A 275-nucleotide genomic window follows, 5' to 3' on the forward strand; every position below is an offset into this window, starting at 1 on the left:
GTATATCCTCACCAAATTTTTCTACTACAGATTTACGAAATCCTGATAACTCGTTTTCATTGGTAGGTAAATTGAGTTTTCGATTTCGTTTTTCTCTTATTTGGGAAATCTGACTAACTTGCTCTCTCCACATATAATAACCACCTTCTAAATATTATTTACTCCTTTTTAGGAGGATAAATGTCTCCTTCTGGAATAGGAAAATCTACTATCTTACTGTCCCCAGGTTTCATACCCCTTGTTAATGAATTTTGCTCATTTGTAATAACCTTGTG

The 275-nt window shown here is 33.5% G+C and carries 1 pseudogene; it reads right to left on the reverse strand.

Going from position 1 to position 275, the window contains the following annotated elements:
* Window positions 1–133 (reverse strand): annotated as a pseudogene (locus tag SB660_RS20335) (YrhA family protein); the annotation flags it as partial.
* Window positions 134–275 lie beyond the last annotated feature (142 nt).

It is taken from the genome of Bacillus sp. SIMBA_005 (genome assembly GCF_046535585.1).
In the GTDB taxonomy this organism is placed as follows: domain Bacteria; phylum Bacillota; class Bacilli; order Bacillales; family Bacillaceae; genus Bacillus; species Bacillus pumilus.